This window comes from Brevundimonas sp. (genome assembly GCF_018608325.1).
Classification (GTDB): Bacteria; Pseudomonadota; Alphaproteobacteria; order Caulobacterales; family Caulobacteraceae; genus Brevundimonas.
Genome location: NZ_JABAZW010000069.1, coordinates 1 through 13,048, shown reverse-complemented (window position 1 = coordinate 13,048; position 13,048 = coordinate 1). Strand labels below are relative to the sequence as shown.

The following is a 13,048-nucleotide window of genomic DNA, read 5'->3' as shown; positions in this document are numbered from 1 at the left end:
CGATTTGGGTTTTCAGACATTCAGTCCGCCTCAGGAGGCGTAGTACTTCTTATATTCGGAATAATAGTAGCCGGAGTCGCCATAACCGTAGCGAGCCTGGGCGTTCATATCGACCTGTGTCAGGGCCAGACCCGAAACGTGGGCGCCGGATTGCTCCAGCAGCTTCAGGGCGTTGGCGATGGCCTTTTCAGGCGTCTTGCGCCAGCGGGCCAGAACCACGGTCGCATCCGAACGCGAAGCCAGAACGCGGGTGTCGGCGACGGCCAGGACCGGGGCGGTGTCGAGGATGACCAGGTCGAACGAATCCCGCAGGGTTGCGATCAACTGGGCCATGGCTTCGGAACCGAACACGTCCTTGGGCGTGAAGCTGTTCTTGGCCAGCGGCAGGACATAGGCGCCGGACGGTTCGTCCAGCAGCAGGGCCTGGTCCAGCGTGGCGCTGCGGTTCAGAACCTCGATCAGACCCGTCTCCGGCTCGACGCCCAGCAGACGATTGACGTTGCGACGGCGCAGGTCGCAGTCGACCAGTACGACACGGGCGCCGGACTGAGCAGCGACGCGCGCCAGGCAGACCGAGGTCGTGGTCTTGCCTTCGGCGGGCAGGGCGGAGGTCATGGTGATGACCTTGGTCTGCTTGCCGACACGCGAGTAAAGGATCGAGGCGCGCAGGGCGCGGACGGATTCCGCAAAGCCGGACAGCGGCTTCTTGAGCACGTAGTCGACAGGGGTTTCGTCGCGGTCCACCGGATCGGCGACCGAAGACATCATCGGCACCGAGCCAAGGTTCGGCAGGCCGAGCTTGCGTTCAACGTCTTCAGCCGTGGTCAGGCCCGAGTCGAGCATTTCAGCCAGAACCACGCCGGCCAGACCGCCGCCGATAGCCAGGACGAAGCCCAGGGCCAGATTCAGAGGGATGTTCGGCGAGGAGGGCTTGTTCGGGATCTTGGCGCGCGAGACAACGCGGGCGTCGGATTGTTCAATGCCTTCCGAAGCGCTGGTCTCTTTGAAGCGGTCCAGGAAGCTTTGGTACAGGGTCTGGACGGACTGGGCGTTGCGCTCCAGTTCCGACAGGCGAACGCCGGCCGCATTATTTGCGGCCAGGGTGCCGCGGGCGCCGCCCAGGCTGGACGCCATGGAGCCGGTGCGTTCGCGTGCGACCTGAACGCGGGCTTCCAGGTTGGAGATGATGCGTTGGATTTCGGCCTGGATCTGGCTGTCGATGTCGGCCAGTTCGCGTTGGGCACGCAGCATGTCGGGGTGACGGGGGCCGTAACGGCTGGACAGGTCGGCGACGCGGCCCGACACCTCGGCGCGGCGTGCGCGCAGTTGCTGGACGACTTGCGAACCCAGGGCTTCGCCAACGTCTTCACCGGTCGAACCGGCGGCCAGCTGACCACGTGCGGTGCGCAGGCGGGCTTCTTCTTCCGCCTGCTGGGCGCGAACGGTCGCGAGTTGTTGGTTGTAGGTCGAAATTTCCTGCTCGGTCAGGGTCGCGCCCTGCGAGCTGAGCAGGTTGTTGGCGGCGCGGTACTGGGCCACAGCCGCGTCGGCCTGTTGCACTTCGACACGAAGTTCGCCGAGGCGGTCGTTCAGCCAGACGTTAGCCTGACGAGTGGCGTCGAACTTGGCTTCCAGTTGCTCCAGAAGATAGCGGTCGGCGAAGGTGTTGGCGATGCGCGCCGCCTTGGCCGGATCTTCCGAGGAGAAGCCGACGTTCATTACATAGGTCAGACCTGCGCGCCGGATGCTGAGGCGCTTCAGCACCGCATCAACAACCTGTTCTTTTTCTTTTTGTGCGGCGACAGCATCGAGGCGGTCGCGGGCGGCGTCAGGCGCTGCGGCGCCGAACAGGACGCCGATGCCGCCGATGACCGACTTGATCGGCCCCGGATTGCCTAGTGCGTCATTGAACTCAGGATCGTCCTGCAGTTTGAGCGTGTCGACAACGCGCTCCGCCAACTGACGGGACTTCAGGATTTCGACTTCGGTGTCGACGACGCTGGAGTCAGCCGACAAACCGGACAAGACCGCCGTTGAATCGACAACCTGAGCCTTGCGGGTGTCGATCATCAGATTGGCGGTCGCGGTGTAGAGCGGTGTGGCCTGCACCGTGACGACGATGGTCGCCACCATCGCCAGAATGGCGACAGCCAGAAACAGCTTCAACCGACGGCGGAAGACGGCGATCAGGCGATGAAGATCAATCGCCTGGCCGAGGGAGGCGGACCAGCCGCCTCCCTCTCCCCATTCACCCGAAGGCTCGCCCCGTGAACCGGCCTGTGCCGAGCGCGCGTCGAAAATCTGATTCATGAGGAGACCATGCTGTCGGAGATGACAGCCTTACGCTTAGAACTGTGAGACCAAGGAGAGCATGACGCGGTTCACGTTGTACTTCACGCCCGCGTTGGCGCCGTCCGAGGACTGCTTCGGGTGGCTGGCGGTGACGCTGACGCCCAGGTTACGGTTCAGCAGATAGGTGCCGCCCGCGGCGATGCTGAAACGGTCATCGTTGCGATCGATGCCGTTATACTCATCGCGGCTGAAGTTGGTGTTAGCGCTCAGGATCACGTTGCGCAGCAGTTCGTGATCCACGGCCAGACCCACGCCGTTCGACAGATAGCCGCCCGAGCCGACGATGCCCGAGTCTTCGATCGTCCGCGAGCCGGTTGCGGTGAAGGTCGTCAGTTCCGTGGGGAACCACTGCACCTGGGCGCGGGCGCCAAAGCCGTCGATGTTGCTGAAGGCGGAGCTGTCGTACTCTTGGCTGATGTAACCGACGGCCAGCTCACCGCGAGCGACGGCGCCGACTTCGAAGTTGACGCCGACCAGGGCCTCATAGCCCGAAGAATCGCGATTGGGGTCGGTCGGTGTGGAGGCGACCTTGTAGCTTCTGTCGTTGCCGGTCACCTGAACGAAGACGGCGGTCGCCGGGCTGATGGCGTAGTCGACACGACCCGACAGGCTCGAGACGTCGCGGTTGCGGTTGCTCTGGTCAATGACGGCGCCCGTGAGGGTTTCACCATTGCGGTAGTCGAACGAACGGAAATCACCACGGCCCGACAGCTTGAGGCGACCCGTGACGCGGGTTGCCGCGATATAGGCTTGGGTCAGGTCATATTCGATGGGCTTGGCGCTGGCGACCGGCGTGTTCGACGAGGTGCGCGGTTCAGTCAGCTCGGCATAATCGGCGCCCAACGCGATGTTGGCGGCGCGATTGATGTCGACACGGCCCGAGGAGCCGATGCCCCAGTTGTTCGTGTCTTCAGTGCCGTAGTCCGAATAGCGGCTGAAATCGCCACGCACATAGGCCTGAAGGAAGTGGCGAGACCAACCTGATTCTACAGCCAATTCAGGCTTCACGCGGAAAATAAGGTCGTCCAATGCGCCGTTCTCGGTGGCGTAGACGTTATTATTATATTCGACGTCTGCTTGAAGACGCGGGAAGACGGTGAAAGCGCCAGCCGGAAGCCCGAGGGCTTCATATTCGGGGTGAGCGCGGTCGCGTACAGCAACTGCACGGTCGCGAGCGAACAGATCACCCGACTGAGCCAGGGCGGCGCGAAGTGCGCTGTTGGACGATTGCGCCGAAGCCATGCCGGCGGGAACAATCGTGGTCACGGCTGCGACAAGCGCGAGCCCTTTCCGCATCACGGACATGGTAACCTCTATATCTTAATAGGCGAGCCCAGCGAATCGGCTCGTTTCATATGCAGCTTGAATTAAGGTTCGGGCCGGATGTCGAATCCGGCCCGACACTGAGTTAGTGGTTGGGCGGACGGTAGTCCGAGCCGCCGCCACCGCCGCCGCCAGCCGAAGGCGGTGCACCAAGCGGAGCGCCGCCGACAGCGCCGCCCGAAGCAGCAGCGGCGCCGGTCGGGTTAGCTGCTGCCGAGACTTGCGATTGAACCGAGCCGACTGCTGCGGCAGCAGCCGGAGACAGTGCGCCTGAAGCAGCCAGGGCAGCGCGAGCAGCGCCCAGAGCAGCAGCGGCCGTAGCGGGGCTTGCGCCGCTGACGGCGATGGTTTGTTGAACAGCCGCTTCTACAGCAGCTTGGGTTTGTTCAGCCGAGAGTCCCTGGGCTGCGGCATTGGCTTGAGCCTGGACGACCGCAGCCTGGATTGCGGTGCTCAGCGCTGCAACCTGGTCTTGTGCGACGGCCATAGCGGGAACGGCCACGACAGCCGTGCCGGCTGCCAGCGCAAATGCGCGCATGGCTGCAGCGATAAGAACGGACTTGTACATGGTAGCCCCTCCGATAGGTGGTTAAGTTAGTATGTGCACTATGCCCGAACCGTCTAGCTGAATGCCAGCGTTATTCAAGGTGCAATGCGGCGATAAGTTTTGCTGTTGCGAAAAGGAAACGGTCGAGCTTGGTTAGAGACGTATTTATTAACCTTGTCAAAGCCTAAGGTATCGACAGGTCGGCGTTCTTGTAACCATGATTTGCGTCACTTCGTTGAAAGGCGTGGGCGACTGAGGCTGTTGCAAGCAAGATCAACATCAACCAGCCTGTGGCATTTAGCAGCAGGCTGGTGGTGGACGGGTGGATGGTGCGGTCAAGTATGTTGGACAGGTGCAGGAGCACGGCGAACCCCTGCAAGCCCATCAGTAAAATGAGCCAGCGGTCGCGCCATCTGAAGACCGTGAATCCGTAAGCAAAAAAGACGAAAACTGAGCGAAGCTGAACCATCCAGTCGACCTGATCCAGATTCAGCGCCGACATCAGGACATATAAGCCGAGCGCGTCGAAAAGAGCGATGATGGCGCAGGCGCGATGCGGCGGTCCGCCCAGCACCAGTGCGATGGCGATGACCAGGAAGCCCGCGAAAAACCCGAGAATTTGGTAAAGAGTGGCGAGCGCCTGAAGCAGGTCCATGGCGACCCTCCTGGGGCCACCATGAACAAGCGGACGTCAGTGGTAAAGGTGTCAGGCGCGCAGTTGGACGATGTTTTCGACGCTGGCTGCGGGTCTTGGCGGGCGTTCTTTCGAGTTGCCGGGAATCTCGGCGACGGTGATTCCCAGTTTGCGCTGTACGGCCGACAGGCTTCGATGCGCCTCGATCAACGAGCCGCGGGCTGTGGTCATGTCGGTCAGGGCCGAGCAGACGGATGCGACGGCGGGTTGGGCCCAGGCGCCGTTTACGCCGGCCTGAATCTGCAACTGAGGCAGTTCAGCGACGAGCAGCGAGGCGCGCGACATTGCGTCATCCATAGCGCGTTCGGCTTCATTGATTATGGCGGCTACGCGGGCAGCGGCCTGCAGTTGATCGGACATGAGGGATCTCCACCGCGCGACGGCGGTTTGCTGGAAGATGAGTTTTGATAGGATTCAGGGCTGCGCTTGGATCGACTGCACCAGTCTCTGCAAGGAGACTGCGCCGTAAAGCGCGGCAGGCACGGTGATCGCCAGGGCAAGCGCGATGCCGACGGCCGTCAGCAAGCGCAGGAAGGGGCGACCGGCAGGATTTAGCTGTGGAGCGGTCTCTTCGGCAGATCTGACAGACAGGACGCCGAGCATAGAATCTCGAACATCAACATTTGTCCGGACAGGAAGGGCGCCTGCTGCTGCAGGGCCGACACCAGGAACGGGATCATGTTCCGGTGCGTGCGTCCCGAGGCCACGAGTTCCAGGGCTTTCTGGAAGTCGCCGTAGGTCATCGGCGGCATCAGGTCGTCCGGCGAAATCGGCGACCGGGTGTAGTCTGTCGTCGTCATTTGTTCCCTCCACGTGAACAGGTGGAGGAAAGCCGACAATCATGTCCGCGCCTATTGCGTCTGATTCCCTATAGGGATTTTCCCCCATGGGCTGGAGGGCGCCCTCATCAATCAGAAGACGCACGGCTTCATCGCGTGATGAGACGCCCAGCTTCTTGCAGGCGCTGGCGACTTGGGCGTCGATCGTCTTGGGGGCCTTGCCAGTGAGTCGGGCGATCTGCTTGCTGCGATAGTGGGCGGCGACATAGGCCATCACTTCGCGCTCGCGATCGGTCGGCAGGTTGGCGGGTCCTGGCTTGTTTTCGGCAAGCGGCGTCATTTTAAAAGGTTAATGCCTTCTCAGGGGCGGCGTCCACCCCTGACGGCAAAGCTCGATTCGGTTGCATGCGGCTGGCTCAGGCGGCGGGCCTGGAGGCGGTTGAGCCGCGCTCGATAAAATCGAAGGCGACCACGCTGCTTTGGGGCAGGTCAGGGGCGCCGCTTTTGAACCGGATAAGAAGGTCAGCAGCGGTCGACGTCATTTCGGCAATGGGCTGAACCACCGATGACATGTCGGCGAACCGGGCCAGGGGCGTATTGTCGAAACTGACCACTGAGAGGTCTTGGGGGACTGACAAGCCTTGTTTTTCGGCGGTGCGCAGTGCGGCCAAAGCCATGCGGTCGTTGCTGGCGACAATGGCGGTGGGCGGTGACGGCAGGGCCAGCAGGGCCTCGGTGGCGGCGACGGCGGACTCATAGCTGAAGTCGCCTCGCCCGATCAGGGCCTCGTCAAGACCGCCATCGGCGGACCGCATAGCCTCGCGATAGCCCTCGAGGCGAGCGGCGCTCAGGGCATATTGGTCGCTGCCGGTTATGAAGGCGACGCGCTGATGTCCCAATTCCAGCAGGCGGCGCGTGGCGAACTCGGCCGCCTTGCCATCGTCCATCGAGATCGAGAAGCCGTCGCCGTGCGCTACTGAACCGATGCGGGCGAAGGGCAGGCCCAGTTTGGACAAGAGGCCGGTGATGACCGGATTGTCGGAGTGGGGCGGCGTCAGGATCACGCCGTCGGGGTGCAGGGCGGAAATGGCCGCCGTCACTTCGCGTTCGACATGTTCGGACCCGGTGTCGACCAGTTCGAAGATCATGCGATAGCCGTGAGCCTCGCACTTCAGCATGCCACCCATCAGCATCTGGTCGACCCAGTCGGTGCCTTCGCCGGAGCGCCAGCCCTCGATAGTGCGTTCGCGGTCGTTCAGCGCCATCAGCAGGAAGGAGCGGGAGCCGCCCATGCGCCGCGCTGCGAGGCTGGGCACATAGCCGAGCTTGGCCACGGCGGCCAGCACGCGCTCCTGCACGACCGGACGGACGTTCGGCTCCTTGTTCATCACCCGAGAGACGGTCTGAAGCGACACGCCTGCCTCTGCGGCGACGTGCTTGATGGTAACCGCTCGGCGCAAACGATAGCTTCCTTGTTTCCAGCCCTACATAGAGCCGGTCTTCACCGTACGAAAGTCGGTTCGCATCTTACACGGGCGCCAGCCATTCCGGTGACGGCGCGGTGCAGTGGTCGCGCAGAAAATCGCCATGGGTCGGCAGGCCGTTTACAGCGTGACGTATGGCGGCTGCCCCCTGATCCAGATAGCGCGGCATGTCTGTGTAATCGATCCGGTCGGTCAGCGGGTGATAGGCGCGCGGCTTCACCCCCATGCCCTCCAGCACCGATTGCCAGCTGACGCTTCGGAACATCAGATCGACGCCTTCACGGATGGTGCCGTTGACCTTGAACAGGTCGATCTTGCTGCTCAGTGATTCCGGCATCTCCATGTTGCGGATCTCGCGCCAGTAGGCGTTATCGTCACGCTGGGTCATGGCGTAGTGCATGATGACGAAGTCGCGGATTTCCTCGTAATCCTGTGTCATGCGCTGATTGTATTCGGTGATCAGAACCGGGTCGCAGTCGGCGTCCGGCATGAAGCGCAGGAAGAAGTCCATGCCGCGATAGATCAGGTGCAGGGCTGTAGATTCCAACGGCTCGATGAAACCACCCGCCAAGCCCAGCGACAGGACATTCTTGTCCCACAGCTTCTCGCGCATGCCGGTCTTGAAGGGGATGATCCACGGATCGACGACGGGTTCGCCATCGGCCTGTTTCAGGAGGGTGGCCAGGGCTTCATCATCGCTGCAATAGCGGTCGCAGAAGACATAGCCGACGCCGCTGCGTTGCTGCAGCGGAATACGCCAGCACCAGCCGGCATCCTGGGCGTGGGCCAGGGTGTAGGGGCCGGGCGGGGTCGGGTTGGTGACCTGCAGGGCGACGGCGCGGTTGCTCAGCAGCCATTGCGACCAGTCATGATAGCCAACGCCCAGGGTCTTGTTGATCAGCAGGGCGCGGAAGCCGGTGCAGTCGATGAAGAAGTCCGCTTCGATCCGGCGGCCGTCTTTCAGGATGACGGATTCAACGAAGCCGTTGGGATGCTGGGTGACGTTTTCGACAATGCCTTCTGTGCGGGTCACGCCGCGAGCCTCGGAGAAGCGGCGCAGGAAACGGGCCATCTTCCGGGCGTCGATGTGCACGGCGTAGGACGCGCTGGCGATCGGCGTGCGCGGCGCCTTAAAGGGCAGGGTGAAGCGGTCTTCGTTCAGCATCACAGATGCCGCCGCGAATTCTTGCAGGCCGCGCGTATAACCCTCGGCCCGTGCTCGCAGCCAGACCTGGTAGAGATCGCCCAGTTCGACGGGGACACCGAAATAGCCGAACGGGTGGATGTATTCCTCACCCTTCAGCTTCCAGTCCTTGAACAGGATGCCCAGCTTGAAGCTGCCCTGAACCTCCTTGAGGAAGTCCTGCTCGTTGATGCCCAGGCGGGTCAGCATCTGCAGGAAGGGCGGAATGGTGGACTCGCCCACGCCGACGATGCCGATATCGTCGGACTCAACCAGTTCGATCTCGGCTACCTTGCCCTTGAAATGCTCGGACAGCAGGGCGGCGGCGATCCAGCCGGCAGAGCCTCCGCCAACGATGCAGATCTTCTTGATGGGGCGACGGGGATCATCCATGGCGGGCCTCACGCAGCTTGGGCCCTGATCGGGGCCGAGAGATAAATGGGGTATTCCGGCCTATCAGCGACCTCGGGTCGCGAGCGCGGCTAAGTTGAGAAACGGCGTGGCGCAGATCGATTGCGGCGGTGTCGAAATGGCCGACGACGCTGGCGTTATCGAGAGCGAGCTGATCCAGAGATGATCCTTCTGGGGGATCTTGAATAGGATTGTTACGCGAAAAAAGAGGCCGACGACAACACAGAGTCATCGTCGGCCAGTCGCTCAGGAAAGAGACCTAGAAGCGGGCGCGGATGCCCACCGAGTAGCGCGGCTCGAACTGGTTCCGGCTGTGGAACTGCTTCGCGCCGGGTTCGATTTCGACGTAGTATTCCTCAATCTCGCCGAAGATGTTCGATCCGTTTGCATAGATCGTGACCATGTCGTTCACATTGTATGTGACGTTTGCGTCGACGTATTGAGCCGTATCTTGGTAAACCGGCATGGCGCCGAATGTTCCTGACAGGCGTCGGTCGCGATAGTTGTAAGCGACGCGAGCTTGAAGGCGTTCACCTTGATACCAAAGTGCGGCGTTGAAGGAATATTTGGAGTTATCTGGGAAGGGAAGATTTTCTCCTGCCAGAGTTTTGCCCGACTGCTTGCTGTCCGAGAAGGTGAAGCTGCCGTCGAAGCCGAAGTCAGACCAGATCGGGGTGTCGATGAAGTCGGACAGACCCAGCTTTGCGCCAAGCTCGATGCCTTGCAGTTCACCGCCGGAGCCCTGAACTGGACGGTTCACATTGACCAGACGACGAACGACGCCGTCGCTGTCAGGGTATGAACCGCTATTGGGGAAGTCAGCACGCGTGACGAAGCTGTCGATGTTCAGGCGGAAGGCCGCGATATTGAACATCGTCGCTGGACCATAATAGTACTCCAGCGCCAGATCGAAGTTGTCTGAACGCCAGGGGTTCAACTCCACTGACCCGCCAAGGCCCACGCCCGTCACGCGGCGCACGGTTGTCGGGGGTGCAGTCGGATCTTCTTCGGTCGGCCCTGTCGATGACGAGGTCGCGACCGTGACGCCGCCGCCGTAGTTGCCCAGATCCAGAGGAATCATGGTCTTGGCGTAGGCTGCACGCAGACGCAGCTTGTCGTTGATGTCGTAGGCCAGGTTCACGGTCGGCAACCAGTCCGTATAGGTCCGGCTGGAGGTGGTTTCGCCTGTCTTGGTGTTGGTGTCTCCGTAGGCGAGCGCTCTTGGGTCGGCCAGATTCTGACGCGCGCGCAGTTCGGTGCGAACGACACGAACGCCGATATCACCGTGAAGTTTTCCGTACTCGATATTGCCGTTCACATAGGCAGCATCTTCATAGAGGTCGACGTCATAGGAGTTGCCCGGAACGATGACTTCGAAGGCATTGCCGAAGACGCGGTTCTGGAAGGCGACAACATCGTCGAAGTCCCGCGGATCCGCGACCCATACACCGGGCAGGCCCGATGTTACGGAGCCGTAGTCGCTCAGGAAATAGGTGTTGTTGTGGGTCTTCAGCAGCGTCGGGCGATTGACCGTGTAGCCTTGGAAGCAGGTCGGGGCATTGGCGACGGCGCCATCATTGCAACTGCCGGGAGCAGTCGCGATTGCTTTGCTAGCGTCGTAGGTGGGGTTGGATACAAATTCACCCGATTGGCATTGGGTGTTGTCCATCACAACGTCGATGGCTTTCCATTGGGCCGCACAGCCCTGTTGGTTGCCTGCGCCCTGACCCGCGTAGAAATCGCTGAACAGGTGGAAGTTGGTGATCTTCACTTCACGCGCGCTGTGGCGAATGCCAGCATCGACACGGGTGAGGAAGCCGAAGGCAGGCTCTTGCTGGAACTCATATGAGCCATCAAAGCGAACGACCGTCAGTTCCGACTCGTTGCGTTGGTTGCCTTCCGATGAGTAGGCGCCGACCGTATAGCTGTCGAGGTTCGACATGTAGTCGGTCAGCGGCTTATTGCCGAGGCCGCCAGCAATAGGCTTGTCGAAGCCGCTCCAGACTAGTTTATCGCCGCCGATATTGATGTGCAGTTGCGGGTCGACACCGTATCCGAGCGGATTAGGGTTGATGTAGCGTCCGCCCTGAGAACCGACAACATTGTTGGAGTATTGCGAGGCTGGGTACAGGGCCGCAATCGATGCAGGGTAGAAGGTGCCGCGTGTGCGGTCACCCGCCTGTGTGAACAAGGGTTTGCGGTGACCGCCGTACTGCCAGTTGGACAGGTCGCCCTGGACCTGACCATTCATGCTCAGCAGTGAAGCGTCAGCCTTGATGGCGCGAGCCTTGAAAGTGAACGGGCCGCCCTTGTCGTAGTCCAGTTCCAGATTGAAGTTGGTGGACTCGTTTTCGGTGACGCGGTTGACGGTGAAGGAGTTGGTCCACCAGACGTCGAGGTCATATTCACTGACGTTGAGCCAGGGCTTGCCGTTGCTGCCGTTCACGCCTGTCGTTGTGAAGGCCGTAGGGGTGGTCCAGGTCACCCCATCCCAACGGTTTGAGATGTTGAGACCGGCCGCGCGATTGTATTCTTTTTGGTGCGTATAGAAGACTTCACCCGTCAGTCGGATGCCGTCTTCGATCTGATACTGGAAGGAGCCGTTCAGGCTGTAACGGTCACGTTCGACGACACGTGCAAAGGAGTCGTAGCCGTGCGGCGCAATCCAGTTGTTGGCGTCACCACCCCAGTCGTTGTTGCCGAACAGACCGCCCGAAACGCCCGAGTAGTTGTTGCCCAGGTTTGAGTTGCTGACGACGCCAGACAGCATGGCGCCGAAGCGGTCGCCGCGCCAGTTCAGCAGGCCGTTGAACAGGTAGTCGCTCTCGCCCGTGCGGTCGCCGGTCTGATATTCAGCGGCGGTATAGACGGTGGCGCCGTGTTTGAAGTCCATCGGACGGCGCGTGCGCAGATCGATGGTGCCAGAGATGCCGGACAGGGCGTTGCGGACGTCCTGTGACTTGAAGACGACGATCGAGTTCATCAACTGAGACGGCACGTCGTTCAGGTTCGGCTGGGCGCTGCCCAGGTTGCCCGGCGCCAGATACTGTTCGCCGTTCAGCAGGGTCACGACCTGCGGCAGACCGCGGATGTTGACGGTCGAGCCTTCACCTGCTGAGCGCTGCACCTGGATGCCCGGAATGCGTTGCAGGGCGTCGGCGACCGTGACGTCGGGCAGTTTGCCGATGTCTTCAGCCGAGATGGCGTCGACCAGCGCAGTTTCGTTGCGCTTGATGTCGATGGACTTGGCCTGCGACGCCCGGATGCCGGTGACGATGATCTCGCCGACCTCGGTCGTGTCCTGGCTTGCGGTCTGGGCGTAGGCCGGCGCGACAAGCGCCGAACTGGCTAGCAAGGCGGCCAACATTGGCCTCTTGTGAATCCTCATTTTCGTTATCCCTCCTCGTGGCGCCGCGGTTTGTTATGCGGCTTTGGGTTCAAGGTCTGATGGTCGACCCGGAAAGTTGGACGTTGGCGTGCAGGCCCGCGTCGGCGGCGTCGGGCGCCACGCTGACGCGGTAGCCGCCCTCGGCGATGCGCCAGCCGGGCAGGGCCGTGTCGTAGTTGGCCAGGATGCGCGGTTCGGCGTGCAGGGTGATCCGACGCGTCTCGCCCGGCTGCAGCGTCACCTTGGCGAAGGCCGCCAGACGACGCGGATTGGCGGCGTTCTCAGGCGCGACATACAGCTGGGGAACTTCGGCGCCTGCGCGTGATCCAGTGTTGGTCACATCGACGCTGACGGTCAGGCCGTCGGTGGTCGAGGTCGCCAGGTTGGAGTAGGCGAAGCTGGTGTAGCTGAGGCCGTGGCCGAACGAGAACAGGGGCTTCAGGCCCTGACGCGCGTACCAGCGGTAACCAACATCGGCGCCTTCCGGGTATTCAACGACGAAGGGCTTGAGGCCTTCGACCTGCGGCGCGCCCGGATTGGCGGCGGCTGCTGCGTCAACGGCCTGCAGTTCGGCCAGACCCGGAACGATCGGGCGCGGCGGCTGGTCGCCTGTGGCGGGGAAGGTGATGGGCAGACGGCCAGACGGGTTCACGTCTCCGAACAGGATGCGGGCGATGGCCTCGCCGCCGCGCTGGCCGGGATACCAGGCCTGAATGACCGCCGGGGTCTTGTTCAGCCAGGGCATCAGCACCGGGCCGCCGGTCTCCAGAACCACGACCGTCTTGCGGTTGGCGCCGGCGACAGCGGCGATCAGGGCGTCCTGATTGTCCGGCAGGGACAGGTTCTCGACGTCTTCAGCCTCGGTCGTCCACTGGGTGGCGAAGACG

The 13,048-nt window shown here is 62.0% G+C and carries 10 protein-coding genes; all 10 read right to left on the bottom strand.

The window, feature by feature from the left end:
- Nucleotides 1–30: 30 nt before the first annotated feature.
- Nucleotides 31–2,310, bottom strand: a complete 2,280-nt coding sequence (locus tag QZ281_RS07295) for a polysaccharide biosynthesis tyrosine autokinase (RefSeq protein WP_292226577.1) — start codon at nt 2,308–2,310, stop codon at nt 31–33.
- A gap of 36 nt (nt 2,311–2,346) precedes the next feature.
- Entirely contained in the window at nt 2,347–3,618 is a 1,272-nt protein-coding gene (locus tag QZ281_RS07290; RefSeq protein WP_292226575.1) for an outer membrane beta-barrel protein, read from the bottom strand.
- 142 nt (nt 3,619–3,760) lie between these two features.
- A complete protein-coding gene (locus QZ281_RS07285) occupies nt 3,761–4,243 on the bottom strand; it encodes a hypothetical protein (protein ID WP_292226572.1) in 483 nt (160 codons plus the stop codon).
- A 163-nt stretch (nt 4,244–4,406) separates the two neighbouring features.
- Nucleotides 4,407–4,877 (bottom strand): hypothetical protein, encoded by a 471-nt coding sequence (locus tag QZ281_RS07280; protein WP_292226570.1) that lies wholly within the window; start codon nt 4,875–4,877, stop codon nt 4,407–4,409.
- 51 nt (nt 4,878–4,928) lie between these two features.
- The gene (locus QZ281_RS07275; protein ID WP_292226568.1) at nt 4,929–5,276 is read right to left on the bottom strand and encodes a hypothetical protein; all 348 of its coding nucleotides are present in this window, start codon (nt 5,274–5,276) and stop codon (nt 4,929–4,931) included.
- 54 nt (nt 5,277–5,330) lie between these two features.
- A complete protein-coding gene (locus tag QZ281_RS07270; RefSeq protein WP_292226565.1) occupies nt 5,331–6,035 on the bottom strand; it encodes a helix-turn-helix transcriptional regulator in 705 nt (234 codons plus the stop codon).
- 76 nt (nt 6,036–6,111) lie between these two features.
- A complete protein-coding gene (locus tag QZ281_RS07265; RefSeq protein ID WP_292226562.1) occupies nt 6,112–7,155 on the bottom strand; it encodes a LacI family DNA-binding transcriptional regulator in 1,044 nt (347 codons plus the stop codon).
- A gap of 67 nt (nt 7,156–7,222) precedes the next feature.
- Complete coding sequence (locus tag QZ281_RS07260) at nt 7,223–8,755, bottom strand: tryptophan halogenase family protein (RefSeq protein WP_292226559.1); 1,533 nt, start codon at nt 8,753–8,755, stop codon at nt 7,223–7,225.
- A 277-nt stretch (nt 8,756–9,032) separates the two neighbouring features.
- Nucleotides 9,033–12,140, bottom strand: a complete 3,108-nt coding sequence (locus QZ281_RS07255) for a TonB-dependent receptor (RefSeq protein ID WP_292226641.1) — start codon at nt 12,138–12,140, stop codon at nt 9,033–9,035.
- A gap of 70 nt (nt 12,141–12,210) precedes the next feature.
- Nucleotides 12,211–13,048 (bottom strand): glycoside hydrolase family 3 C-terminal domain-containing protein (locus QZ281_RS07250; RefSeq protein WP_292226557.1); only part of this gene is annotated, 838 nt, incomplete at its 5' end.

Bases quoted from the DNA above. Each gene is read 5' to 3' on its own strand.
- QZ281_RS07295 (WP_292226577.1), bottom strand. From the start codon at position 2,310: ATGAATCAGATTTTCGACGCGCGCTCGGCACAGGCCGGTTCACGGGGC.
- QZ281_RS07285 (WP_292226572.1), bottom strand. From the start codon at position 4,243: ATGTACAAGTCCGTTCTTATCGCTGCAGCCATGCGCGCATTTGCGCTG.
- QZ281_RS07280 (WP_292226570.1), bottom strand. From the start codon at position 4,877: ATGGACCTGCTTCAGGCGCTCGCCACTCTTTACCAAATTCTCGGGTTT.
- QZ281_RS07275 (WP_292226568.1), bottom strand. From the start codon at position 5,276: ATGTCCGATCAACTGCAGGCCGCTGCCCGCGTAGCCGCCATAATCAAT.
- QZ281_RS07270 (WP_292226565.1), bottom strand. From the start codon at position 6,035: ATGACGCCGCTTGCCGAAAACAAGCCAGGACCCGCCAACCTGCCGACC.
- QZ281_RS07260 (WP_292226559.1), bottom strand. From the start codon at position 8,755: ATGGATGATCCCCGTCGCCCCATCAAGAAGATCTGCATCGTTGGCGGA.
- QZ281_RS07255 (WP_292226641.1), bottom strand. From the start codon at position 12,140: ATGTTGGCCGCCTTGCTAGCCAGTTCGGCGCTTGTCGCGCCGGCCTAC.